The organism is Amycolatopsis sp. NPDC114484 (genome assembly GCF_055633755.1).
This window is the reverse complement of sequence record NZ_JBVKDQ010000001.1, coordinates 1,170,186-1,192,448: the sequence shown is the minus strand read 5'-3', so window position 1 is coordinate 1,192,448 and position 22,263 is coordinate 1,170,186. Positions and strand designations below refer to the sequence as shown.

Annotated in this window: 20 protein-coding genes; 1 reads left to right on the top strand and 19 read right to left on the bottom strand. The window is 68.2% G+C overall.

Translation table 11 applies throughout. From position 1 onward, the window contains the following. Positions 1-150: 150 nt before the first annotated feature. The 17 genes from nuoN to ACZ7SW_RS05730 all read right to left on the bottom strand — a co-directional run bounded on the left by nuoN (position 151) and on the right by ACZ7SW_RS05730 (position 19,432). Complete coding sequence (gene nuoN, locus ACZ7SW_RS05810; RefSeq protein WP_470229254.1) at positions 151-1,722, bottom strand: NADH-quinone oxidoreductase subunit NuoN; 1,572 nt, start codon at positions 1,720-1,722, stop codon at positions 151-153. A 12-nt stretch (positions 1,723-1,734) separates the two neighbouring features. Next, a complete protein-coding gene (locus tag ACZ7SW_RS05805) occupies positions 1,735-3,285 on the bottom strand; it encodes an NADH-quinone oxidoreductase subunit M (protein ID WP_470229208.1) in 1,551 nt (516 codons plus the stop codon). Position 3,286: 1 nt separating this feature from the next. Then, on the bottom strand, positions 3,287-5,194 hold the full coding sequence (gene nuoL, locus ACZ7SW_RS05800) for an NADH-quinone oxidoreductase subunit L (protein ID WP_470229207.1): 1,908 nt from the start codon (positions 5,192-5,194) through the stop codon (positions 3,287-3,289). Positions 5,195-5,207: 13 nt separating this feature from the next. Then, positions 5,208-5,507 (bottom strand): NADH-quinone oxidoreductase subunit NuoK, encoded by a 300-nt coding sequence (gene nuoK, locus ACZ7SW_RS05795; protein ID WP_033291119.1) that lies wholly within the window; start codon positions 5,505-5,507, stop codon positions 5,208-5,210. Next, positions 5,504-6,382, bottom strand: coding sequence for an NADH-quinone oxidoreductase subunit J (locus tag ACZ7SW_RS05790; protein ID WP_470229206.1), 879 nt, complete (start codon positions 6,380-6,382; stop codon positions 5,504-5,506). The genes nuoK and ACZ7SW_RS05790 overlap by 4 nt, the downstream gene beginning before the upstream one ends. After that, positions 6,379-6,924, bottom strand: coding sequence for an NADH-quinone oxidoreductase subunit NuoI (nuoI, locus tag ACZ7SW_RS05785; protein ID WP_470229205.1), 546 nt, complete (start codon positions 6,922-6,924; stop codon positions 6,379-6,381). The genes ACZ7SW_RS05790 and nuoI overlap by 4 nt, the downstream gene beginning before the upstream one ends. Beyond that, complete coding sequence (nuoH, locus tag ACZ7SW_RS05780) at positions 6,911-8,257, bottom strand: NADH-quinone oxidoreductase subunit NuoH (protein ID WP_470229204.1); 1,347 nt, start codon at positions 8,255-8,257, stop codon at positions 6,911-6,913. Before nuoH ends, nuoI begins: the two co-directional genes overlap by 14 nt. Further along, complete coding sequence (locus tag ACZ7SW_RS05775; protein WP_470229203.1) at positions 8,254-10,731, bottom strand: NADH-quinone oxidoreductase subunit G; 2,478 nt, start codon at positions 10,729-10,731, stop codon at positions 8,254-8,256. The genes nuoH and ACZ7SW_RS05775 overlap by 4 nt, the downstream gene beginning before the upstream one ends. Beyond that, positions 10,728-12,008, bottom strand: coding sequence for an NADH-quinone oxidoreductase subunit NuoF (gene nuoF, locus ACZ7SW_RS05770; protein ID WP_470229202.1), 1,281 nt, complete (start codon positions 12,006-12,008; stop codon positions 10,728-10,730). The genes ACZ7SW_RS05775 and nuoF overlap by 4 nt, the downstream gene beginning before the upstream one ends. Beyond that, positions 12,008-12,886 carry an NADH-quinone oxidoreductase subunit NuoE gene (gene nuoE, locus ACZ7SW_RS05765; RefSeq protein WP_470229201.1) on the bottom strand — a complete coding sequence of 293 codons (879 nt, stop codon included), beginning with the start codon at positions 12,884-12,886 and terminating at the stop codon, positions 12,008-12,010. The genes nuoF and nuoE overlap by 1 nt, the downstream gene beginning before the upstream one ends. Next, on the bottom strand, positions 12,883-14,214 hold the full coding sequence (locus tag ACZ7SW_RS05760; RefSeq protein WP_370932291.1) for an NADH-quinone oxidoreductase subunit D: 1,332 nt from the start codon (positions 14,212-14,214) through the stop codon (positions 12,883-12,885). Before ACZ7SW_RS05760 ends, nuoE begins: the two co-directional genes overlap by 4 nt. Continuing rightward, positions 14,211-14,972, bottom strand: coding sequence for an NADH-quinone oxidoreductase subunit C (locus ACZ7SW_RS05755; protein WP_470229200.1), 762 nt, complete (start codon positions 14,970-14,972; stop codon positions 14,211-14,213). The genes ACZ7SW_RS05760 and ACZ7SW_RS05755 overlap by 4 nt, the downstream gene beginning before the upstream one ends. Before the next feature lie 6 nt (positions 14,973-14,978). Further along, positions 14,979-15,527, bottom strand: coding sequence for a NuoB/complex I 20 kDa subunit family protein (locus tag ACZ7SW_RS05750; RefSeq protein ID WP_009072052.1), 549 nt, complete (start codon positions 15,525-15,527; stop codon positions 14,979-14,981). 4 nt (positions 15,528-15,531) lie between these two features. Continuing rightward, complete coding sequence (locus tag ACZ7SW_RS05745; protein ID WP_037818926.1) at positions 15,532-15,942, bottom strand: NADH-quinone oxidoreductase subunit A; 411 nt, start codon at positions 15,940-15,942, stop codon at positions 15,532-15,534. 839 nt (positions 15,943-16,781) lie between these two features. Next, on the bottom strand, positions 16,782-18,074 hold the full coding sequence (locus tag ACZ7SW_RS05740; RefSeq protein WP_470229199.1) for a geranylgeranyl reductase family protein: 1,293 nt from the start codon (positions 18,072-18,074) through the stop codon (positions 16,782-16,784). 10 nt (positions 18,075-18,084) lie between these two features. Further along, complete coding sequence (locus ACZ7SW_RS05735; protein ID WP_344288263.1) at positions 18,085-18,774, bottom strand: demethylmenaquinone methyltransferase; 690 nt, start codon at positions 18,772-18,774, stop codon at positions 18,085-18,087. Between the two features lie 10 nt (positions 18,775-18,784). Continuing rightward, positions 18,785-19,432 (bottom strand): DUF4386 domain-containing protein, encoded by a 648-nt coding sequence (locus ACZ7SW_RS05730; RefSeq protein WP_470229198.1) that lies wholly within the window; start codon positions 19,430-19,432, stop codon positions 18,785-18,787. 90 nt (positions 19,433-19,522) lie between these two features. Here ACZ7SW_RS05730 and ACZ7SW_RS05725 point away from each other — a divergent pair, with 90 nt between their 5' ends. Further along, positions 19,523-19,981 (top strand): MarR family winged helix-turn-helix transcriptional regulator, encoded by a 459-nt coding sequence (locus ACZ7SW_RS05725; RefSeq protein ID WP_470229197.1) that lies wholly within the window; start codon positions 19,523-19,525, stop codon positions 19,979-19,981. A gap of 69 nt (positions 19,982-20,050) precedes the next feature. Here ACZ7SW_RS05725 and ACZ7SW_RS05720 read toward each other — a convergent pair whose 3' ends face one another. Together ACZ7SW_RS05720 and ACZ7SW_RS05715 are read right to left on the bottom strand one after the other, a co-directional pair. After that, on the bottom strand, positions 20,051-21,154 hold the full coding sequence (locus ACZ7SW_RS05720) for a glycosyltransferase (RefSeq protein WP_470229196.1): 1,104 nt from the start codon (positions 21,152-21,154) through the stop codon (positions 20,051-20,053). 3 nt (positions 21,155-21,157) lie between these two features. Beyond that, positions 21,158-22,228 (bottom strand): glycosyltransferase family 4 protein, encoded by a 1,071-nt coding sequence (locus ACZ7SW_RS05715; protein WP_470229195.1) that lies wholly within the window; start codon positions 22,226-22,228, stop codon positions 21,158-21,160. Positions 22,229-22,263: the final 35 nt, after the last annotated feature.

Below are 22,263 nucleotides of genomic sequence, written 5' to 3'. Positions count from 1 at the left end.
AGCCAAAAACGCGGACGGCGGGTGCTTGTCAAGGCATCTTTCCCGCCTTGACAAGCACCCGCCGTCCGTCGTCACAATCAGCTTCGGGGTGCCCCACGCAACCACCGGGGCGCAATGTCGCCGCCAGGCGACGAGCCCCACACCCCAGACTCAGGAAGCAAACCCCCCAGCCCCAGCCCAATCCAACGCAAAGGCAGGCAACACCCCGAGCACCAACGTAACCACGACACCCAACGCGATAGCCGCAGTAGTAAACCCACCCGGCACACTCACCGTAGGCCCATCAGCAGCAGGCTCCGAGAAGTACATCAACACAATAACCCGCAAATAAAAGAACGCAGCCACCGCACTGAACACCAACGCGATAACCACCAACGGCGCCATCCCATCCGACAACGCCGCCGAGAACACCACGAACTTCCCGACAAACCCGCTAGTCAACGGAATCCCCGCCAACGCCAGCAGCAAGAACGTAAACACCCCAGCCAACAACGGCGACCGCTTAGCCAACCCAGCCCAAGCGGAAAGATGAGTAGCCTCCCCACTGGAATCCCGAACCAGCGAAACCACGCCAAACGCCGCCAACGTAGTAAACCCATAAGCCAGCAGATAGAACAACGTGCTGGACAACCCGTCCTCAGTCATCGCAATAGCGCCGACGAGCAAGAACCCAGCATGCGCCACCGACGAGTAAGCGATCATCCGCTTAACATCAGTCTGCGTCAGCCCAAGAATCGCCCCGAGCGCCATCGAAATAATCGCCACCGCCCACATGACCCCGCGCCATTCCCAGCTAGTCGAGGAAAACCCGACACTGAGCACGCGCAGGATGGCCCCGAACGCGGCGACCTTCGTACAGGCAGCCATAAACCCGGTAACCGGAGTAGGCGCCCCCTGATAGACATCCGGCGTCCAGGTGTGGAACGGCCCCACCGACCCCTTGAACAGCAGCCCGACCACAAGAAGACCCAGACCGGCGAACAACAACGTGTCCGACCGATCCGACCCAGCCGCCGCGTGCGCGATGTCAGCCAGCTTCACCGAGTCCGCGTAGCCGTACAGCAACGCCAGCCCGTACAGGAAGAACGCCGACGAGAACGCCCCCAACAGGAAGTACTTGACCGCGGCTTCCTGCGAGATCAGCCGACGCCGCCGCGCCAAGCCGCACATCAGATACAGCGGCAGCGAAAGCACTTCCAGCGCGATGAACATCGTCAACAGATCATTCGCCGCGCAGAACGTCATCATCCCGCCGAGCGCGAAGAGCGTCAGCGGAAACACCTCGGTCTGCGACGTAGTCGCAGCACTGGCCTGCGCCCGATCCTGCACGGTCCCCGGCCGAATCGCCGCCTGAGCCACGAACGCGCCGCCCGGCTCGACCTTGCGGTCCGCGATGAGGAACACCGCGCCGAGGCCGAGCAGCAGCAACGTGCCCCACAGGAACAGCGACGGCCGGTCCACCGAGATCGAGCCGGAGAACGTCGTCGTACCGGCCTTCGAAGCAGAAGCACCGGTCGCGTACAGGATCAGCGAAACCCCTGCGGCGATGATCGCGACGAGGGAGATCGTGACCTGGATCCCCCATCGCGTCGCCTTCGGCGCGAACGCTTCCACCAGCACGCCGATGCACGCGACGCCGAAGACGATCAGCATCGGCAGCACGGCCGCGTAATCGACCGAAGGCACTTCCAGTGGCGCTGCCGGCGCTTGCGCCAGGAACATGTCGAGCACGGTTTACTTGCCTCCCTGCACGGCAGACAGCGTCGCCTGCACCGACGGGGTGATCGTGTCGAGCATCGGCTTGGGGTAGAAACCCAGTCCGATGATCAGGATGACCATGGGCGCGAGGATCGCGATCTCGCGTTTGCCCAGGTCGGTAATGGCCTTGCGAGCGCCGAGTTCCGGCGCGATCGCGGTGCCCGGCCCGCCGCCGACGCCCACGAGAGCGTCGCCGCGAACCGGACCCTGCATGATCCGCTGGTACAGCCACAGCACGTAAGCCGCGGCGAGCACCATGCCCACGGTCGCGAGGATCGTGTACACCGGCTGGTCCACATAGGACCCCAGCAGCACGAGGAACTCGCTGACGAACGAGTTTGTTCCCGGCAGCGACAGCGCGGAGAGCCCGGCCAGCAACAGCATTCCGCCGAGCAGCGGCGTCACCTTCGCCATGCCGCCGTAGTCCGAGATCCGGCTCGACCCGCCGCGCATCACGATCAGGCCGATCACGACGATCAGCATCCCGGTCGACAGGCTGTGGTTCAGCATGTACGACACCGAGCCGACCATCGCCTGCTCGTTGAAGGTGAAGATGCCCAGCGCGATGAATCCGAAGTGGGCGATCGACACGTAGGCGATGAACCGCTTCATGTCCCGCTGCCCGGCCGCGAGGATCGAGCCGTACAGCACGCCGATCACCGACAGGATCAGCACCAGCGGCGCGAGCGCCTTGCTCCCCTCCGGGAACATCGGCAGGCAGTACCGCAGGAACCCGAACGTGCCGACCTTGTCCAGCACGCCGACCAGCAGCACCGCGACGCCGATCGGGGCCTGGCCGGCGGCGTCCGGCAGCCAGGTGTGGAACGGGACCAGCGGAGCCTTGATCGCGAACGCGAGGAAGAAGCCGAGGAACAGCCAGATCTGCGTGCCGGTCGGCGCGTCGCGCACCACCGTGACCAGCGTGGCCCAGTCGAAGGTGCCCTTGCCGAGCTTGTTCGAGGCCAGCGAGTACGCCCCGATCGCCGAGGCCAGCATGATCAGGCCGCCGAGGAACGAGTACAGGAAGAACTTCACCGCCGCGTACTGCCGGTTCGCGCCGCCGTAGCCGCCGATCAGGAAGTACATCGGGATCAGCATGATCTCGAACAGCACGTAGAAGAGGAACACGTCGGTCGCCGCGAAGACGCCGATCGTGATCGCCTCCTGCAGCAGGATCAGCGACAGGAACCCGCCCGCGCTGCGGCCCGCGGGCAGTTTGTCGGTGAGCCCGAGCGCGCCCACGACGATCGGCACCAGCAGCGCGATCACCGCGATCATGATGAGCGAGATGCCGTCGGTGCCGAACGAGATGTGGATGCCGAAGTTCGGGATCCAGTCCATTGTGGTCGCCTGCTGGATGCGCGCACCCGAGGGCGAGTAGCTCGCCCAGAACGGGATGACCAGCAGGAACTCCACAATGGACACGGCGAGCGCCGTGGCGACCGCGGCCCGGTCGTTCCCCTTGAGGAACGCCAGCACCAGCGAGCCGGCCAGCGGCAGCAGGATGAGCGCCAGAAGCCAAGTCATGTCAGGAGAACCTCACCAGCAGAAGGGCCGCGAGAAGCAGGAACGTGCCGCCGAGCATGGACAGTGCGTACGACCGCACGAATCCGGTCTGCGTCCGGCGCAGCCGCCCGGACCCGCCGCCGAGTGCCGCGGCGAGGCCGTTCACCGCGCCGTCGACGCCGCGGTTGTCCACGTACACCAGCGCCCGCGCCAGCCAGGTGCCCGGACGGGCGACCAGGGTTTCGTTGAGCGCGTTGCCGTACAGGTCCTTGCGCGCCGCGCGGACCGGCCAGGCCACCCGCTCCGGCCGCTCGACCGGAACGTCGCGCGAGGGGCGGAACAGCCAGACCGCCAGCAGCACGCCGAGCGCGGCCAGCACCAGCGTGAGCACCGGGACCGTCCACGAAGGAATCGGGGTGTGCTCGGCCTCCGCGTGCTCGCCGACCACCGGGGCCAGCCAGTTCACGAACCGGTTGCCCAGCGCGAAGAACGCGCCCGCGCCGACGGAACCGACCGCCAGGATCGCCATCGGGACCCACATGATCGGCTTCGATTCGTGCGGGTGGAAGTCGCGTCCGTCCGAAGACTTGATGTCCTTCCAGCGTTGCTTGCCGAAGAAGGTCATCATCATCAGCCGCGTCATGTAGAACGCGGTCAGCCCGGCGCCGATCACCGTCGCGAGGCCGAAAGCCCAGCCGCGCCAGCCTTCCTGGCCGAACGCCGCCTCGATGATCGCGTCCTTCGTGTAGTACCCGGTGAGGAACGGGAAGCCGATGATCGCCAGGTAGCCGAGGCCGAAGGTGACGAAGGTGATCGGCATCTTCTTGGCCAGGCCGCCGAACTTGCGCATGTCGACCTCGTCGTTCATGCCGTGCATGACCGAACCTGCCCCGAGGAACAGCCCGGCCTTGAAGAAGCCGTGTGCCACCAGGTGCATGATGCCGAGCGCGTAAATGCCCGGCCCGAGGCCGACCGCCAGCATCATGTAGCCGATCTGGCTGACCGTCGAATACGCGAGCACCTTCTTGATGTCGTCGTAGGCACAGCCGACGACGCACCCGAGCAGCAGCGTGACCGCGCCGACCAGAGTGACGACCAGCCGTCCGTCCGGCGTCGCGGTGAAGATGACGTTGGAACGGGCCACCAGGTACACGCCCGCGGTGACCATCGTTGCCGCGTGGATGAGCGCCGACACCGGGGTCGGGCCCTCCATCGCGTCCGGCAGCCACGCCTGCAGCGGGAACTGACCGGACTTACCGCAGGCGCCCAGCAGCAGCAGGATCGCGATGGCGGTGATCGCGCCCGGCGGGATCTTGCCCTGCGCGACGCCCTCGAAGACCTGCGCGTAACCGGTCGACCCGACGTAGGAGAACATCAGGAAGATCGCCAGCGCGAGCCCGACGTCGCCGACGCGGTTCATCAGGAACGCCTTCTTCGCCGCGGTCGCCGCGGACGGGCGGTTCTGATACCAGCCGATCAGCAGGTACGAGGCGAGACCCACGCCCTCCCAGCCGAGGTACAGCGTCACGAAGCTGTTGCCCAGCACCAGGATCAGCATCGAGGCGACGAACAGGTTCAGGTACGCGAAAAACCGGTACCGGCCCTCGTCGTCGGCCATGTAGCCGATCGAATAGAAGTGGATCAGCATGCCGACGCCGGTGATCAGCAGCACGAACGTCAGCGACAACGCGTCGATGCGCAGCCCGAAGTCCACTTGCAGCTGGGTCACCGGGATCCAGGAGTAGATCTTGGTGTCGGTGACCGAGTGGCTGTCGGTGGAGAAGAACAGGATCACGGCGTACACGAAGGCGAGCGTGACGGTGGCACAGCCGAGCAGGTGCCCCCACGCCTTCGCGCGTTTTCCGGATAGCAGCAGAACCAGGGCGCCGAGGGCGGGAAGGGCCACCAGCAGCCACGATGATGCGGTCACTCGGTCGTCTCCCTCAGTACTTCAGCAGGTTCGTGTCGTCGACCGAGGCCGAGCGGCGGGTGCGGAAGATCGCCATGATGATCGCCAGCCCCACCACGACCTCGGCGGCCGCGACCACCATCACGAAGAACGCCATCACCTGGCCGTGCAGCCCGCCGTTGATGCGGGCGAAGGTGACCAGGGTCAGGTTCACCGCGTTCAGCATCAGCTCGATGCACATGAACACGACGATCGCGTTGCGGCGGACCAGCACGCCCACCGCGCCGATGCAGAACAGCAGCGCGGACAGCAGCAGGTAGTAGCTCGGGGTCACTTTCCGTCCCCTTCTTCTTCCTCGGCCGGCTCGGCCTTTTCGGCGCCGCCGACCAGTGCGTGCGCGTCGGGCTTGGGGCCCTCGTCCGCGATGAGCTTGCGCTCGCGCATGAGCCGGATCGCCGAGGTGGCCTCGATGATCTCCGACAGCGACTCCGGTGCGACCGAACCGTCCGGCAGCAGCGCCGGGGTCGAGACCGAGCTGGCGGTGGCGAACACGCCGGGACCGGGCAGCGGCGACGGGCGGTCGTGCTCGCCGCGGAAGCGCATCTTGACCAGTTCGCGCTGGGAGAGCTTGCTCTTGCCGCTGCGGCCGGTGAAGGCCAGCACCATCGCGCCGAGCGCGGCGGTGATCAGCAATGCCGAGGTGAGCTCGAACGGGAACAGGTACTGGGTGAAGATCAGCCGCCCGAGACCGCCGGGGCCGCCGCCGGTCTGCTGGTACGGGTCGAGCGGCTTGGCCGGCGTCACGTTCACCATCGCGCGGAACACGCCCGCGGCGATCAAGGCGGCGAGCCCGATGCCGAGCACCGACGCGGCGAGCCGTTGCCCGCGAAGGACTTCGACCACCGAGTCCGAGCTGTCCCGGCCGACCAGCATCAGCACGAACAGGAACAGCATCATGATCGCGCCGGTGTAGACGATGATCTGGGTGAACCCGAGGAACGGCGCGGACTGCGTCATGTACAGCGCGCCCAGCGTCAGCATCGTGAGCACCAGCCACAGCGCCGAGTGCACGGCGTTGCGGGAGAAGATCATCCCGAGCGCGCCCAGCAGCGAAAGCGGGCCGAGGATCCAGAACGCGATGGCCTCGCCGGTCGTCACGGACGCGTCGACACCGGACGCCGGGGCCTGCGCGAGAAGGGCGGCGATCACTTCTTCGCCTCCTGCTGCTGCGCGTTCGCGGCCAGCTCAGGACCGTTCACGTAGTAGTCCTGCTCGTTGTCGCCGAGCCGCATCGGGTGCGGCGGCTGCTCCATGCCCGGCAGCAGCGGGGCGAGCAGGTCTTCCTTGGTGTAGATGAGCCGCTGCCGGTCGTCGTCGGCCATCTCGTAGAAGTTGGTCATGGTGAGCGACCGGGTCGGGCACGCCTCGATGCACAGGCCGCAGCCGATGCAGCGCAGGTAGTTGATCTGGTAGTCCGCGCCGTACCGCTCGCCCGGCGAGTACCGCTCTTCGTCGGTGTTGTTGCCGCCCTCGACGAAGATCGCGTCCGCCGGGCACGCCCACGCGCACAGCTCGCAGCCGACGCACTTCTCCAGCCCGTCCGGATGCCGGTTGAGCTGGTGGCGGCCGTGGTAGCGCGGCGCGGCCGGGGCGCCCGCCTCGGGGTACTCCTCGGTCGCGACCTTCTTGAACATCATCCCGAAGGTGACGCCGAATCCCTTGATGGGATTGAGGAAGTCAGTTGCCGCCATCGTCTGTTCCTTCCTGTGCGGCCGCCGCGGCGACGCCGGCCGGCTTGCGCCGCGCGGCCTTCGCCTCCGCCTTGGCCAGCGCCTTCTGCCGCGGCGTCGCGTCCGGGACCCGCAGGTCCAGCGGCGGCAGCGGGTAGCCGCTTCCGGCCAGGTCCACGTAGTCCGATTCGGGCAGCTTCTTGTCCGGCAGCGCGAGGCTCAGCAGCACGAGCACCACCAGCACGATGCCGACGCCGACGAGGATCTGCGGCCAGCTCCACTGGATCGTCTTGATCGCGACCACGACCACGATCCACACCAGGTTGACCGGGACCAGGACCTTCCAGCCCAGCCGCATGAACTGGTCGTACCGCAGCCGCGGCAGCGTGCCGCGCAGCCAGATGAACCCGAACAGCAGGAGGAAGGTCTTGGCGAAGAACCAGAGGATCGGCCACCAGTTCTGGTTCAGCGGCGAATCGTCGCCGACGAACGGGAACCGCCAGCCGCCGAGGAACAGCGTGGTGCAGAACGCCGAGACGATCACCATGTTGACGTACTCGGCGAGGAAGAACATCGCGAACTTCATCGAGCTGTACTCAGTGTGGAACCCGCCGACCAGCTCGGATTCGGCCTCCGGGAGGTCGAACGGCGCGCGGTTCGTCTCGCCGACCATCGAGATCACGTAGATCACGAAGCTCGGGATGAGCATGTAGAAGTACCAGCCGTGCGTCTGCGCCTGCACGATCTCCGACGTCTGCAGCGACCCGGAGTACAGGATCACCGCGACGATCGAGAGGCCCATCGCGATCTCGTACGAGATCACCTGCGCCGCCGAGCGCATGCCGCCGAAGAGCGGGTACGGCGAACCGGAGGCCCAGCCCGCCAGCACGATGCCGTACACGCCGACCGACGAGCAGGCGAGGATCACCAGCACGCCGACCGGGAGGTCCATCAGCTGCAGCACCGTCCGGTGCCCGAAGATCGAGACGACCGGGCCGAACGGGATGGCCGACAGCGCGATCAGCGCGGGGACCGCGGACAGCACCGGCGCGAGGAAGTACACCTTGCGGTCGGCGGTGTCCGGGATGATCTGCTCCTTGAACGGGAGCTTGATCGCGTCGGCGAGCGACTGCAGGTAGCCGCCGGGGCCGACCCGGTTCGGGCCGGGCCGGTTCTGCATCCGGCCGATCGCCTTGCGCTCCCACACGATCAGGAAGATCGTCAGGACCGGCCCGATCAGCAGGACCACGACCGCCTTGATCAGGACGAGCCACCACGGGTCGTCGGCGATCAGCCGAGCCCGTTCCGCGGCGTCCGGGTACGCGGCGAGGAACTGCGTGAGCTGCGGGCTCACTGGTCACCTCCGGAGATCTGCACGAGCGCGCCGTGTCCGGCGGCGAGTGCGGCGCGGACGGCCGAGCCGTCGGAGTTGCCGGGCAGCCACACCACGCCGTCCGGCAGGTCGGCGACCTCGACCGGCAGGGTGATCGACCCGCGCTCGTTCGACACCCGGACCGTTCCGCCCAAGCCCTCGGCGGTCTTCGCCGAAAGCCGCGCGACCGGCGGCCGCTGGGTGCCCTTGAGGTGCGGTTCGTCGTCCTGCAGCGAGCCGTTGTCGATCAGCTGCCGCCAGGTGGCGAGCACTGCCTGCCCCTCTCCCGGCCGCTGCGCGTCCGTGAGGGGAACCCTGAGGGAATCAGAGTCCGTGAAGGTTCCCTTCACGGACTTGGCCAGGCGGGCGAAGTCGGCGGCCGCGGCGGCCGGGGTCTGGGTGAACAGGTCGGCGTCCATCTCGACGGCGAGGGTGTCGAGCACCCGGCCGTCGGAGAGGGAGCCGGTGCCCTCCAGCGTGATGGCGAAGTCGCGGCGGCGGCCCTCCCAGTTGAGGTAGCTGCCGGACTTCTCGACCGCCGGGGCGATCGGCAGGACCACGTCGGCCCGTTCGGTGACCTCGCTTGCCCGCAGTTCCAGGCTGACCACGAACCCGACGTTGTCGAGCGCGCGGCGGGCCAGGTCCGGGTCCGGCAGGTCGTCGGGGTCGACGCCGCCGACCACCAGCGCGTCCAGCTGTCCTCCTGAAGCGGCCTGGAGGATGCCGGTGACGTCGCGGCCCGGTTCGGCCGGAAGCTCGGTGCCCCACTGCTTTCCGACCTCGGCGCGAGCCGCGTCATCGGTGACCGCGCGACCGCCCGGCAGAAGCGTTGGCACACAACCGGTTTCAAGCGCGCCCCGGTCGCCCGCGCGGCGCGGGATCCACGCCAGCCGGGCTCCGGTGCGAGCGGTGAGCCGCAGCAGCGCGGAGAACAGACCGGGGATTTCCGCGGCCCGCTCGCCGACCAGGATCACCGCGCCCTCGCCGCTCAGCGCCGCGTCGACGTCGGCCGCGTGCTGCGCGATGCCGTCGACCGCGGCCGCTTCGCCGCCGGGAACGCAGGCCAGCAGTTCGCCGAAGGTCTTGCGCACCGAGGAGGTCGTCCACTGTCCCAAGTGGACAACGCGGGTGCGGTTCTTGCGGGCCGCCTTGCGCAGCCGCAGGAACACGATCGGCGCTTCGTCCTCGGGCTCGAACGCCACGCACAGCACCGTGCGGGCCTGCTCGAGCTCGCCGAACGTCACGCCGGTTTCCGGCGTGGTGCCCACGACCGTCGAGCCGAGGAACGCCAGCTCCTCGTCCGAGTGCACACGAGCGCGGAAGTCGATGTCGTTGGTGCGCAACGCGATCCGGGCGAACTTCGAGTACGCGTAGGCGTCCTCGACGGTCAGCCGTCCACCGGTGAGCACCGCGGCGCCCTTGCCCTCGCGGGCCTTCAGCAGCCCGGCCGAGGCGGCCCGGAGCGCGTCGGTCCAGGACGCTTCTTCCAGCTCGCCGTTCTCGTTGCGGACGAGCGGACGGCGGATCCGGTCACCGGCCTGCACGTAGCGGAACGCGAACCGGCCCTTGTCGCACAGCCATTCCTCGTTCACCTCCGGGTCGTCGCCGGCCAGCTTGCGCTGGACCTTGCCGCGCCGGAAGTCGGTGCGCTCGGCGCAGCCGGACGAGCAGTGCTCGCACACGCTCGGCGCCGACACCAGGTCGAACGGCCGCGACCGGAACCGGTATGCCGCGCTGGTGAGCGCGCCGACCGGGCAGATCTGGATCACGTTGCCGGAGAAGTAGCTCTGGAACGGTTCGCCGCCGGTGGTGCGGGAGGCCAGGTCCAGCACGTCGGCGGTTTCCGCGGTGCCGATCTGCTGGTGCGCGCCGCGTTCGAGCAGCGCGATGAACGGGTCGCCGGCCACCTGGTCGGAGAACCGGGTGCAGCGCTGGCACAGCACGCAGCGTTCCCGGTCGAGCAGCACCTGAGTGGAGATCGGCAGCGGCTTCGGGAACGTGCGCTTCGTGTCGACGAACCGCGATTCCGCGCGGCCGTGCGCGAGAGCCTGGTTCTGCAGCGGGCACTCGCCGCCCTTGTCGCAGATCGGGCAGTCCAGCGGATGGTTGATGAGCAGCAGCTCCATCACGCCCTGCTGCGCCTTGTCCGCGACCGGCGAGGTGAGCTGGGTCTTGACCACCATGCCGTCGGCGACCGTCATCGTGCACGAGGCCTGCGGCTTCGGCATCGGACGGCCGCCCATTTCGACCTCGACCAGGCACTGGCGGCAGGCGCCAGCCGGGTCGAGCAGCGGGTGGTCGCAGAACCGCGGGATGCTCGTGCCGAGCCGCTCGGCGGTGCGGATCAGCAGCTCGCCCTTGGGCGCGATGACCTCTTCGCCGTCGATGGTCAGCTTCACGTAGCCCTCGGGAACCGGCGTCTCAGCCGTCTCGGGCTTGTCGGGCGCGATCGTCATGCCTGCGCTCCCACCAACTCGCGCTTAGTGCTTTCACACAGAGCCAGGAACTCGTCCCGGAAGTACTTGATGCCGCTCTGGATCGGCGACACCGCGCCGTCGCCGAGCGCGCAGAACGAGCGGCCGAAGATGTTGTCGCACACGTCGAGGAGGGTGTCGATGTCCTCTTCGGTGCCGTGCCCCTCGACCATCCGCTCGAGGATCTGCGCCAGCCAGTACGTTCCCTCGCGGCACGGCGTGCACTTGCCGCAGGATTCGTGCTCGTAGAACTGGGTCCACTTCATGACCGCCCACGGCACCGAAACGGTCTCGTTGAAGACCTGCACCGCGGTCGTGCCCAGCATCGAACCGGCCTCGGCCGCGCCCTCGAAGTCGAGCGGGACGTCGAGGTGCTCGGCGGTGAACATCGGTGTCGACGAACCGCCCGGCGTCCAGAACTTGAGCGGGATGCCGTCCTTCATGCCGCCGGCCAGCTCCAGCAGCTCGCGCAGCGTGGTGCCGAGCGGGCATTCGTACTGGCCGGGCTTCTCGACGTGGCCGGAGATCGAGTAGATCTTCGGGCCGGGCGACTTCTCGCGGCCCATCTCGCGGAACCAGGACGAACCGGCGTTGATGATGTACGACGCGCTCGCGATGGTCTCGACGTTGTTCACCGTCGTCGGCGCGGCGTATAGACCGGCGGCGGCGGGGAACGGCGGCTTGAGCCGGGGCTGGCCGCGGCGGCCTTCGAGCGAGTCCAGCAACGCCGTTTCCTCGCCGCAGATGTACGCGCCTGCCCCGGCGTGCACAGTCAGCTCGAGGTCCCAGCCGCTGCCGAAGATGTTCTTGCCGAGGTAGCCCTTCGCGTACGCCTCGCGCGCGGCCGCGTTGAGCCGGCGGATGCAGTGCAGCGCCTCGCCCCGGACGTAGATGAAGCAGTGGTGCGACCGCATCGCGTACGAGGCGATAATGCAGCCTTCGATCAGCGAGTGCGGGTCCGCCATCATCAGCGGAATGTCTTTGCAGGTACCGGGTTCGCCCTCGTCGGCGTTGATCACCAGGTAGTGCGGCTTGTCCTCGTTGGGCGGCATGAACGACCACTTCACGCCCGCCGGGAAACCCGCGCCGCCGCGGCCGCGCAGACCGGAGTCCTTGACCACCTGCACGAGCTGCTCGGGCGTGGCGGCCAGCGCCTTGCGCGCCGCGGTGTAGCCCTCGAGCGCCTCGTACGTCTCGATGCGCCAGGATTCCGGGGACAGCCAGCGCTTCGTGAGGACCGGAGTGATGGGATCGGCCATTACTTCTTCTCCCCATCTTTAGCGGGCAGAGTTGGGAGCGGAACATCCTGCGCGCCGGGGGCGGACCAGCCGCGGTCCGCGGCGATCTGCGCCCCGCGCAAGGTCTCGACCGCCTGCGACGGACCGTCCACCGCGCTGCGGTAAGCGGCCTCGTCCTCCGGCCAGAACCCGGCGAGCTGCCGCTCCGCGCCCTTGAAGTCGGTCAGCGCCGCACCGCGCGTCGGAGCGGGCTTTTTGCCTGCCTGCAACGCGTCCACGAGCGCGACCGCCTGCTCCGGCGTCTGGTTGTCGAAGTACTCGTAGTTGACCTGGAGCACCGGCCCGAGGTCGCACGCGGCGAGACATTCCGCGTGCTCCAACGTGATTGAGCCTTGCTCACCCGGCGTGCCCGCGGTTTCCTCGTGTCCCAAAGGCTTTTCCGCGGAACCGAGGTGTGTCTGGAGCTTCTTGTAGATGTCGTCGCCGCCCAGCGCCGCGCACAGCGTGTTGGTGCAGACGCTCACCAGGTGCTCGCCGCACGGGCGGCGCTTGTACATGGTGTAGAACGTCGCGACCGCGCTGACCTCGGCGTCGGTGAGGTCGAGATGCTGCGCGCAGAAGGCGATGCCTTCCTGGCTCACGTAGCCCTGCACCGACTGCACGAGATGCAGCATCGGCAGCAGCGCCGACCGCGACATCGGGTACCGGGCGATGATTTCCTTCGCCTCGCGGTGCGTGTCCGCGCCGAAGACGTCCACCGCCGGCGTGTCGGCGAGGAGGTCCTCGGCCAGCGAAGGGTCGGGCGCGATCGCCGCGACATCGGTGTCCGCTCCCGCGGCCGCATACGTCTTCGTCGCGTCGCGCGGCCCCGGCTCCGGGACTGCAGTCGGGTTCGTCATCGGTCAACTCCCCCCAGAACCGGGTCGATCGAGGCGATCACGACGACCAGGTCGGCGACCAGGCCGCCCTCGGCCATCGCGGGCATCGCCTGCATGTTCACGAAACTCGGCTCCCGCAGGTGCACGCGCAGCGGACGGGTGCCGCCGTCGGACACCAGGTGCGCGCCGATCTCGCCGCGCGGCGATTCGACCGGCGCGTAGACCTGGCCCGGCGGCACGTGGAAGCCCTCGGTGACGAGCTTGAAGTGGTGGATCAGGGATTCCATCGACTGGCCCATGATCTTCTTGACGTGGCCGAGCGAGTTGCCCATGCCGTCGCTGCCGATGGACAGCTGCGCGGGCCAGGCGATCTTCTTGTCCTCCACCATGACCGGACCCGGCTCGGCCATCTTCGCGACCTGCTTCATGATCCGCAGGCTCTGGTGGATTTCCTCCAGCCGCAGCAGATACCGCGCCCAGCTGTCGGCGTCGGTCGAGGTCGGGATGTCGAACTCGAGTTCGTCGTAGCGCGAGTACGGCTCGGTCTTGCGCAGGTCCCACGGCAGGCCCGCGGCGCGCAGCACCGGGCCGGTGACGCCGAGTTCGAGGCACGCGTCGAGCGGCAGCACGCCGACGTCCTTGAGCCGGTTGCGCCAGATCGGCTGGCCGGTGAACATCTTGTCGTACAACGGAAGCCGCTTGTCCATGATCTTGCAGAAGTCGAGGACCTTCTCGGCCCAGTCCTCCGGCAGGTCCTGGGCGAGCCCGCCGGGCCGGATGAACGCGTGGTTCATCCGCAGGCCGGTCAGGTACTCCAGCAGGTGCATGGCTTCTTCGCGCTCGCGGAAGCCGAGCGTCATCGCGGTGGTGGCGCCGAGGTCCATGCCGCCGGTCGCGATGAACACCAGGTGCGAGGTGATCCGGTTGAGTTCGAGGAGAAGCACCCGCAGGATCTCCGCGCGCGGCGGGGCCTTGATGCCCAGCAGCTTCTCGACGGCGAGGCAGTAGGCCATCTCGTTCGACAGCGGGGCGAGGTAGTCCGCACGCGTCACGAAGGTGACGCCCTGGGTCCAGTTGCGGAACTCCGCGCTCTTCTCGATGCCGGTGTGCAGGTAGCCGACGACCGCGCGCAGCTGCGTGACCGTCTCGCCTTCCAGCTCCAGCACGAGCCGGAGCACGCCGTGCGTGGACGGGTGCTGCGGGCCCATGTTGATGACCATGCGGTCGTCGTGCTGGGCGTCGCCGAGAACTTCGTCCCAGTCCCCGCCGGACACGTGGTAAACGGGGCCTTCGGTGGTGTCCCGGACTTCCGCGTACTCGGCTTCCGTCGTTTCGTCGTTAATAGTCACGAGTACGACCTCCGCTGGTCCGGCGGCGGGATTTCCGCGCCCTTGTATTCGACCGGGATCCCGCCGAGCGGGTAGTCCTTGCGCTGGGGGTGGCCGTCCCAGTCGTCCGGCATGAAGATGCGGGTCAGCCCGGGGTGGCCGTCGAAGACGATGCCGAACATGTCGTAGGCCTCGCGCTCGTGCCAGTCCGCCGTCGGGTAGACCGGAACCAGGGACGGGACGTGCAGGTTGTCCATGTCCATGGTGATTTCGAGCCGGATCCGGCGGCGGTAGGTCATCGACAGGAAGTCGTAGACCGTGTGCATCCGCTGCGGGACGTCCACGCCGTAGTCGACGCCGGTCACCGCCAGCAGCATTTCGAACCGCAGCCCGGTGTCGTTGCGCAGCACCTTGGCGATCTCGACGAGGTGCTCGCGGCTGACGTAGAAGGTGATCTCGCCGCGGTCCACAGTGGTCTGCAGGATCGCCGAGGCCGGGATCTTGTTGTCCGCCAAGGCCGCCATGAACTCGTCGGCGAATTCGTCGAACCAGCCGCCGTACGGACGCTCGGCAGGCGGCGGGCTGTACGCGGGCAGCCGCAGGCCGCCGTAGCCGGAGGTGTCCCCGCTGCCGCGGACACCGAACATGCCCTTGCGCTCGCGACCGGCGACGACCGGTTCGGCCGCTCCGGGCCCGTGCGCTTCGAGGCCTGCTTCGGGTCGCTCCGCGCTGGACTGCGGGCCGCCGGTTTCGGGAGTCTCTTCGGGGTTCTCAGGCACCGGTGCTCACTTCTTCGCGTACTTGATCGAGGACGGGATCAGCTCGGTACGGGCCCCGCTGGCCGCGCGGATCGCGGCGCGGCGGGCGTTGATCGGCTCGTCCTGGATCTTGGCGTGCAGCTTGAGGATCGCGTCGAGCAGCATCTCCGGCCGCGGCGGGCAACCCGGCAGATACATGTCGACCGGCACGATGTGGTCGACGCCCTGCACGACGGCGTAGTTGTTGAACATCCCGCCGGACGAGGCGCAGACGCCCATCGAGAGGACCCACTTGGGCTCGGCCATCTGGTCGTAGATCTGGCGCAGCACCGGGGCCATCTTCTGGGTCACCCGGCCGGCCACGATCATCAAGTCGGCCTGGCGCGGCGTCGCGGAGAAGCGCTCCATGCCGAACCGCGCGATGTCGTAGCGCGAACCGCCGACCGACATCATCTCGAACGCGCAGCAGGCGAGCCCGAAGGTCGCGGGCCACAGCGAGTTCTTGCGGGCCCAGTTGACCAGTCCTTCGAGGCTGGCCAGCAGGATGCCGTTGGGGAGTTTTTCTTCCAGGCCCATGGGTTCAGTTCCAATCCAGGCCGCCGCGCCGCCACACGTAGGCGTACGCGAACCCGACCGTCACGATGAACAGCACGATCTCCACCAGGCCGAAGACACCGAGGGCGTTGGCGTTCACCGCAAACGGGTAGAGGAACACCATCTCGATGTCGAACAGGATGAAGAGCATGGCCGTGATGTAGTAGGCCACCGGCATCCGGCCGCCGCCGACCAGCGGCTGCGGCGACGGTTCGATGCCGCACTCGTACGCCGCGGTCTTCGCGCGGTTGTACCGCTTCGGCCCGACGAGCGGACCCAGCAGCACGGAGAACACGGCGAATCCCGCCGCGAGCACGAAAAGCAGGACGAGCGGCAGATACACGTTCAGTCCGGGCGCCGCCGGTCCGGGATCGGCCTGCGCCAGCACGGGCACCATCAGCACGGGGTCTTCGCCATCCTTTCCGCGCCGCTGCGGGTTGTTCTCGGGTGGTGGTCCGAGTCCTCGGTTGCGCACCCTAAGGGAGCTGGGTCACACCGCCGAGGGTCAGGGCGCCCTTACGGCCCGTGTCCGGACCATCGCACGCTTGTGAAATAGTTCACAAGCGACTCGTCGCGGTTGTGAAGCGATTCACAAGCATGGGGGGAGTGTAGGACGTGAGTCACACTCTTGTCCCGAGGGGTTCTGGACTAAGGCAGCCCTAACTTGACCCGGCCGTTCCCCAGGCCCAACCCGTGCCGCAATCGCGAGACCAGCGGTAAAGGCCCCTTCAAGAACCGCGCCGAAGCGCCACCCCGACTCGATCTTGTGACGTATCACACTGACCGGCCGGACAACCATTGCTCCACCCGGGTAACAGCCACGCACGAATTCCGTGCACACACGGATCGAGCCCCCACCCCCGCGCACTAAACCGCAGCCACGCACCCACAACCGAGGCACGCAGCCGCTCCCCCGAAACCAACGCACCCACGATCGAGGCACCCCAGCCGCACCAGACGCACCCACGATCGAGGCACCCAGCCCCTCCCCGCAGCCAACGCACCCACGATCGAGGCACCCAGCCCCTCCCCGCAGCCAACGCACCCAACAAGCGGTGCACCCAGCCCTTCCCCCGCACCCCGATACGAAGCCTCCCTGCGGTATGGGGTTGCTTGTCAAGGCATCTTTCCCGCCTTGACAAGCAACCCCAGACCGTCAGCACAATCAAGCTTCGGGGTGCCCCACCGCACGCCAAAAGCAATGTCGCCGCCAGGCGACGAGCCGCCCGCAGCAGCTCAACGAGGCCGAGGCGTAACCCGAGCCAAAGCCGAGATCAACCGATCCACCCCATCCCCGCCCCGAGCGTCGTAACACCCGGAAAGCCCCTTGTACACCAAGGGAAGAAGCCGATTCACCCGCAACCCATACTTAGTAGCCGCGTGCATAACCTTCGGCTTCCCGATCAACTTCGCGAAGACATTCCCCAACCGGTAATATCCGCCCATCAGCTCCCCCACAGCCCGCGGATACCCCTCCAACGCCCGCTCCCGAGAAGCCCCCTCCGGCCGAGCCAACGCCTGCACCACAGCCTCCGCCGCGAGCTGCGCCGACTCCATCGCCGCGGAAATCCCCTCCCCGTTGAACGGGCTCACCATCCCCCCGGCATCGCCGAGCAGCAGCAGCCCATCGCGGTAATGCGGAGTCCGGTTGAACCCCATCGGCAACCCAGCCCCACCGACCTTGCCGATCGCGTTTTCCTCGCGATAGCCCCACTCCTCAGGCGTCCCGTCCAACCACTGCCGCAGCAACGCCCGGTAGTCGGTGTTCCGAAAAGACGCCGAGGTAGACAACATCCCCAGCCCGACATTGACCGTCCCGTCCCCCAACGGGAACGCCCACCCATACCCGGGCAACAGCTTCGGATCACGAGGATCAGACCGGTCCCAAAGCTCAAGGTGACCCTCGATAAACGGGTCATCATGCTTAGGACTCTTGTAATACCGCCGAACCGCGACCCCCATCGGCCGCTTCTCGTTCTTGTCAATCCCCACGCTCAACGCGAGCCGAGCCGACACCCCATCACAGGCCAGCACCAACGGCGCCCGATAACTAACGAGAGTCTTCTCCGGCCCGACCTTCGCCTCGACACCAACCACCCGCCCGGACGCATTGGTGATCGCCCCGGTGACCGTAGTCCGCTCGTACAGCCGCGCCCCCGCCTTCACCGCAATCTTCGCGAGCAAGTCGTCGAAGTCGTGCCGGGTGCGAGACACCCCGTACGGCGGGTAGTCAGTGAGGTCTGGCCAGTCGAACTCCAGCGTCAGATCCCCAGTGAGAATCCGCAGCCCCCGGCTACGCACCCACCCAGCCTCTTCACTGGTATCGATCCCAAGATCGATCAACTGCTTCACGCCGCGCGGGGTGAGACCGTCGCCGCACACCTTCTCGCGCGGGAAGACGGTCTTCTCCAGCAACAACACGTCCACCCCAGCCCGGGCGAGGTAGGTGGCCACGGTCGAACCAGCCGGTCCCGCCCCGACCACGATCACTTCGGCGTCGTGGTCCGGGTTGCGGCGCGAAGTCGTCATACCGCCGAGTTTAGGCAGGCTTGCGCGCTCGGTGGATCGCGACGACGCCGAATGTGAGGTTCAGCCACTCCACCTCGGTCCAGCCGGCGCTCGCGATGATCTCGCCGAGCCCGCGCTGATCGGGCCAGGCGAGCATCGATTCGGCCAGGTAGGAGTAGGCCTCGGGGTTCGTCGAGGACCGGCTGCCGACCCAGGTGAGCAGCTTGAGGATGAACCGCCGGTAGATGAAGCGGATCGGGGCGAACGACGGAGTCGACACCTCGCAGATCACCAGCCGGCCGCCCGGTTTGACCACGCGCAGGATCTCCGCGAGCGCGCCCTTGGTGTCGACGAAGTTCCGCAGCGCGAGCGAGATCGTGACGGCGTCGAAGCTGTCGTCGGCGAACGGCAGGCACATCGCGTCCGCGGCGACCATCGGCACGTTCCGGTGCAGGCCCGCCTTGAGCATCCCGACGGAGAAGTCGGCGGCGAGGCACCAGGCTCCGCCGCGCGCGTACTCGACGGTGGACACCCCGGTGCCCGCCGCCAGGTCGAGCACCTTCTCCCCCGGCTTGGCGTCCAGCACGCGGGCCGTGGTGGTGCGCCAGCGCCGGTCGAAGCCGAACGTCATGAACGAGTTCGCCCGGTCGTAACCGGACGCGACGCCGTCGAACATCGCGGCGACTTCGTGCGGATCCTTGTCCAGGCTAGCTCGGGGCATGGGTCCGAGATTAGTCCGTCCGTGCCGGGCGGTCGCGCGGGAGCAGGACGCTGGCGGCGATCAGCCAGACGAGCCCGCCGAACCGGCCGACCGGGATCAGCGGATACAGCGCCGGGGTCAGCAACGAGAGCGAGGCGAGCACCGCGGCCGCGGCGACCACCAGCCCGGCGACCGACATCCAGCGCGGCAACAGGTTCAGGAACAACGCGGGCACCGCGATCCCGGCGATCAGCAACGCCAGCGGCACCACGAAGCCCGGCCCGCCGGACGCGAACGCGAGGCTGGTCAACGCCCGCGCCACCGCAGGCGTGTCGCCGACCTGCGCGGCGGTCCAGGTGATCAGCCCGCTCATCGCGAGCGCCGCCGCGGACAGCACGCCGCCGGTGAGTCCGATCACCGCACCCGGCGCCGCGACCCCGAGCCGCCGCTGCCCGCGGTAGGCCGTCGCGGCCCACACCGCCAGCGGAACCGACGCGCCGAACACCGCGAACGCGAGCAGCCGCACGACGCCCTGGTTGCCGCCGAGATACGCCGCGACCTCAGCCGCGCTGGAATCCGGCCGAGTCCCCGCCGCCCCCAGCACCGCCGACGCGACGGTCAGCACCCCGAACGCCAGCGCCGGTGCCAGCAGCGGCGGACCACCCTGCCGTCTAGTCATGGTCGTCATAACAAACCTCCAGGTCAATTAGTTTCACTACCAGAACGATTACACTGGTGTAATGGATTGTCAAGCGATACGGTTCAGGGCATGCAAGGACCCCCGACGTTCGGCAGCGCCTTCCTGCTGGCCCAGCTGGGCGCGCACGCGACCCAGCGCTTCGCCGAACGGGTCGCGGACCTGGGCCTGACCCCGCCGCAGACCGGGCTGCTCCGAGCGATCGCGCGGCGGCCCGGCGAGAGCCAGCAGGTGCTGGCCGCCGAACTGGGCACGCCGCCGACCCGGCTCGTCGCGCTGGTCGACGGTTTGGAGCAACAGGGGCTGATCGAACGCCGCCGCAACCCGCAGGACCGCCGCCTCTACGCGGTCTTCCTCAGCGACAAAGGCCAGGAGACGATGGCCGAACTGGCAAAAGCCGCTGCAGCACACGAAGACGAACTGATGGCGACACTGTCCACAGAGGAACGTTCGGTGCTGCGCGACCTGCTAGCCCGCGTCGCCGCCGCGCACGACCTCACGCCAGGCGTCCACCCCGGCTACCGCACCTGACCGCTAGTTGTCCGTGAGGGGAACCCTGACGGAATCTGATTCCCTCAGGGTTCCCCTCACGGACCTTCGTCAGCCCAGCGCGGCGAGCATTCCCCGCACCGAGGTCGGCCAGGCGAACTCCTCCGCCCGCGCTCGGGCGGCCGCCCGCCGAAGCTCCTCCGGACTGTCCAGCAACCCGGTCACCGCGCTGGCGAATGCGGGCGCGTAATCGTCCACCGCCGCGCCACAACCTGGTCGCACGATCTCCCGCAGCGCAGACGACGCCGAAACCACCACTGGCGTGCCAGAAGCGAGCGCCTCCAACGCGGCCAGCCCGAACGTCTCATGCGGTCCGGGAGCCAGCGAAACATCAGCGCTGGCCAGCAACCGAGCCACTTCCCCGCGCCCTGCCAAGAACCCGAGAAACGTCACCGGCAATCCCCGGGCCCGCCGCTCCAAAGCCCGCCGCCGCGGCCCGTCGCCCGCGATCACCAACCGCACTCGCGCACCGGATTCGGTCAGCTCGGCGACCGTATCCACGCTCCGTTCAACGTGTTTCTCCGGCGACAACCGCCCACAATGGACAATCAACGCGTCAGCTCCCCCGGCCAACGCCGACCGCCACCCGGAATCCCGCATCGACGGCGCGAAGGTAGCCAGATCCACCCCCAACGGCACTCGCCGGACGTTCGGCGCGGCGATCCGCTCGAACTCCGCGTGCGCGAAGGCAGTGGTGCAAACCACCGCGTCGTACGAGGCCGCCATCCGCCGATTCGCGACATCCGCGACGTGCCGGGCCATCGCGCCCGGCAGCAAAAACTGCTCCAGCAACCGATCCAGCCGCTCGTGCGAGATCACCATGCTGGGTACGCCGTTCCGCCGGGCCCAGACGCCCATCCCCCGCAACGTCAGCCGGTCCGACACCTCCAGCCGGTCCGGCTCCAGCCGCCGCAGCACCGCCCGGACCCGCTGCGGATCAACCGCGCGATAGCCGCCGGTGCCGGGAATCTGCAAGGCAGGCAACGAATACCGGCACACCCCGGTCGGCAGGCTCTCCACCGCGTACCGCCGCCCCGGCACGACCAGCGTCACCCGATGCCCACTGGCGACATACCCGGCGCCAAGGTGATTCAGCGCGGTCCGCAACCCGCCGGACCGCGGCCCGTAGAAGTTCGCCAGCTGGACGATGTGCATGGCTCAAGCCGCACGCGCGACTCGGCCCTGCACCGCTTCGTAGTGCCCGACCAGCTCCCGGCACACCGCGGGCCACGTCCGGCCCAGGACCACTTTCCGCGCCTTCTCGCCCAGCCGCGCCCGCAATGCCGCGTCCCGCAGGTCATCGACCTTGGACACCAGCGCCGGGCCGAAAGACTCGCGATCCGCGGGCAGCAGGTACCCAGTCCGGCCGGGCAACACCAGATCCTTGGGCCCGCCCGCGTCCGGCGCGAGGACCGGCAACCCCGATGCCATCGCCTCCTGGACCGCCTGGCAGAACGTCTCGTGCGGTCCGGTGTGCACGAAAACGTCGAGGCTCGCGTACGCGACCGACAGTTCGTCGCCGTACTTCGCGCCGAGGAAAGCCGCTCCAGGCAACCGTTCCCGCAACGTCGGCAGCTCCGGCCCGTCGCCGACGACGACCACGCGTACGCCCGGCATCCCGGCCAGCACGGTCAGCCGGTCGACCTCCTTCTCCGGCGCGAGCCGTCCGACGAACCCGACCAGCAATTCGCCGTTCGGCGCGAGTTCCGCGCGCAACGCCGGATCCGCGTGCACCGGGGAAAACCGGCTGATGTCCACGCCGCGCGCCCAGCGGTGCACCCGCGGAACCCCGTGCAGCTTCAGCTGTTCGATCGAGTCCGACGACGGCGCGAGCGTCCGGTCGGCCCGCGAGTGCAGGCGGCGTACCCAGCGCCAAGCCGCCCGCGCGCCGATGCCGAAGCCGTACGACGTGGCGAACCCGGCGATGTCGGTCTGGTAGACGGCGATCGACGGGACCCGCAGCCGTCTGGCCGCGGCGAGCCCGCGCGCACCGACGACGAACGGCGAAGCCAGGTGCACGACGTCCGGGCCGAAATCGGCCAGCGCGGTCAGCACGGTGCGCGTCGGCAGGCCGATCGGCAGCGAGTTCACGCCGGGGAAGTCCAGCGCCGGAATGCGGACGACCGGGGCGCCGCGGTAACTCGCCGGCCCCGGCCCCGGCGCGACGACCAGTACGTCGTGCGCGGATTCGACCAGATGCTCGACGACCCGCAGCACGGAATTCGTCACGCCGTTCACCTGGGGCAGGAAACTTTCGGTGACTA

Bases quoted from the DNA above. Each gene is read 5' to 3' on its own strand.
- nuoN (WP_470229254.1), bottom strand. From the start codon at position 1,722: ATGTTCCTGGCGCAAGCGCCGGCAGCGCCACTGGAAGTGCCTTCGGTC.
- ACZ7SW_RS05805 (WP_470229208.1), bottom strand. From the start codon at position 3,285: ATGACTTGGCTTCTGGCGCTCATCCTGCTGCCGCTGGCCGGCTCGCTG.
- nuoI (WP_470229205.1), bottom strand. From the start codon at position 6,924: ATGGCGGCAACTGACTTCCTCAATCCCATCAAGGGATTCGGCGTCACC.
- ACZ7SW_RS05775 (WP_470229203.1), bottom strand. From the start codon at position 10,731: ATGACGATCGCGCCCGACAAGCCCGAGACGGCTGAGACGCCGGTTCCC.
- nuoF (WP_470229202.1), bottom strand. From the start codon at position 12,008: ATGGCCGATCCCATCACTCCGGTCCTCACGAAGCGCTGGCTGTCCCCG.
- nuoE (WP_470229201.1), bottom strand. From the start codon at position 12,886: ATGACGAACCCGACTGCAGTCCCGGAGCCGGGGCCGCGCGACGCGACG.
- ACZ7SW_RS05750 (WP_009072052.1), bottom strand. From the start codon at position 15,527: ATGGGCCTGGAAGAAAAACTCCCCAACGGCATCCTGCTGGCCAGCCTC.
- ACZ7SW_RS05745 (WP_037818926.1), bottom strand. From the start codon at position 15,942: ATGGTGCCCGTGCTGGCGCAGGCCGATCCCGGACCGGCGGCGCCCGGA.
- ACZ7SW_RS05740 (WP_470229199.1), bottom strand. From the start codon at position 18,074: ATGACGACTTCGCGCCGCAACCCGGACCACGACGCCGAAGTGATCGTG.
- ACZ7SW_RS05735 (WP_344288263.1), bottom strand. From the start codon at position 18,774: ATGCCCCGAGCTAGCCTGGACAAGGATCCGCACGAAGTCGCCGCGATG.
- ACZ7SW_RS05730 (WP_470229198.1), bottom strand. From the start codon at position 19,432: ATGACTAGACGGCAGGGTGGTCCGCCGCTGCTGGCACCGGCGCTGGCG.
- ACZ7SW_RS05725 (WP_470229197.1), top strand. From the start codon at position 19,523: ATGCAAGGACCCCCGACGTTCGGCAGCGCCTTCCTGCTGGCCCAGCTG.
- ACZ7SW_RS05720 (WP_470229196.1), bottom strand. From the start codon at position 21,154: ATGCACATCGTCCAGCTGGCGAACTTCTACGGGCCGCGGTCCGGCGGG.